This is a genomic window from Streptomyces sp. NPDC002324, from assembly GCF_053593335.1.
On record NZ_JBSFCF010000096.1, the window covers coordinates 1 to 1980 of the forward strand.

Consider the following 1980-nt stretch of genomic DNA (forward strand, 5'->3'; position numbering starts at 1 on the left):
ATCGCGGTCCGCCGGGAGATACGAGTACGCCGATTGCTTGAGGACATGCCAATTCCTTCAGTCGGGCCGGAGGACTCCCCGGCACATAAAACGTGAGGCTGTTTCTGACCCGGCGACTTGGTCGAGCCGGGCCCCGCCGCCGTATGGATCTGGTGAGGCGTCAGTGGTGGGCGCTCTGATTCAGCGGTCGCGGCAGTGGGTTGGCCGGGCCGTCGCTCGTCGCCTGTTTGCGTGTTACGCCGGTCGGCCAGATGGCCGGGCAGTGGGTGCCCTCGGCCGGTGTCCTCAGCGTGGTCAGGTACATGTCGATCGCGTCCGCACCACAGGGGCTCAGCCAGTAGACACCGTGGCCCACGCCGTCGTACGTGAGGAGCACGGCCGAACTGCCCATCTGCCGTGCCACGTTGGAGGCCCAGGAGTACGGCGTGGACACGTCGTAACGGCTGTTGGTGACCAGGATCTTCGGGGTGCCGTGGATCCGCAGCGGATGCGGTGGGTTGGTCACCTCGGTCGGCCAGTTCTGGCAGTTGGTCAGGTCGGTCCACTCCACCCCGTTGAGCCGGGTCACCGGGGCGATTCGGGCCAGCCGCTTCTCGAAGTCGGCCAGGACCGCGTATGACGGCAGGTCGCGGTAGTAGTCCTGACACATCACTGGCAGGTAGGCGTCCGAGTGTGCCTGGCCCTGCAGCGGCGGGGCCTCGATGGTCGTGTCCGAGCCCCCGTTTTCGAAGGCGTTCAGGTTGTCGGCGAGGCCGGACCAGGAGTCCGCCGGGCTACTCATGGCGCCGACGAGCAGATCCTGCAGGTCCGCGCCGGTATAGGGCTTCGGCGGTTCGCCCGGCATCTCCAGGTCGCCGGCCTCGGCCCGCTTATAGAGCGCGTCGACGTATCCGCGCACGTCACGGCCGTACAGCGCGCAGGACTTGGTCCGCTCGCACCAGTCGGCGAACTGGCCGAAGGCCCCCTCCATGTCCACGGCCCCGGTCTTCTGGTAGCTCCAGGGATCGAGGCTGTGGTCCATGCTCGAGTCGAGCACCATGGCACGGATCCGGTGCGGGAACATCTCGGCGTACTGCTGGCCGATCCCGGTGCCGTAGGAGGTGCCGAAGTAGCTGATCTGCTCCTCGCCGAGGCCCGCGCGCACGGCGTCCATGTCGCGGACCACGCTCAGGGTGTCCATGTGGTCGACGAGGGGCCCGGTGAGAGCGCGGCAGCTGTCGGCGACCGCCTTGTTGATGTCGCGCAGGCCGGCGAAGTCGGCGGCGTTCTTCGGGTAGGACAGCGCCCTCTGCTTGTCGATCAGGTCCCGGTCACACTTCACCGTGGGCTTGCTGCCGCGGACGCCGCGCGGGTCGAAGCCCACGATGTCGAAACGGGAGGTGAGTTCGGACGAGAAGACCCACGGGGCCATCGCCCAGGCGACGCCGGAGCCGCCCGGACCGCCGGGATTGAACACCAGCGAGCCGATCCGCTTCTTCGGATCATCCGCCAGATGGCGGGCGACCGCCACGTCGACGGTCGCTCCTCGGGGCCGGCTCCAGTCGAGGGGCACCTTGACGGTGCCGCATTCGAAGGTGCCCAAGTCGGTTTCCGCGTCCGGGCAGGGCTGCCAGTCGATGGCATGCGGGGCCGGGGTGCGCGCGGGCTCGGCGGCCCCGGTTCCGGTGAGGAGCTGGCCGAAAAGCGCGACGGCCACAGCCGTGACGGCCAGCCTTCGCCTCTTTCCGGGCAGGCGTGTTGTGGGGGGTGTGGGGGATGACACGGAGGATTCTCCTGAGCATCGGAGTGCGGAGACGGATTTCAGCCTGTACGCGATGTCCGGTACTGAATTCGCGGTGGTGCGGTCGAACCGGGCCCGCCGCCCGCGGGGTACGGAGGGTACGGATCTGAGGTCCCGACGCGTCCGGTGACCTCCCGATCGGATCCAGGCCGGAGGTCATGGCCTGCGCGAGGGTGGGGAGCTAGCCGGAAGTGGTGGAG

General features: G+C 68.4%; 1 protein-coding gene. It reads right to left on the reverse strand.

The features are described 5' to 3' along the window. Positions 1-160 precede the first annotated feature (160 nt). Positions 161-1696 carry an alpha/beta hydrolase gene (locus ACWCRJ_RS44520; protein ID WP_450944691.1) on the reverse strand — a complete coding sequence of 512 codons (1536 nt, stop codon included), beginning with the start codon at positions 1694-1696 and terminating at the stop codon, positions 161-163. Positions 1697-1980: the final 284 nt, after the last annotated feature.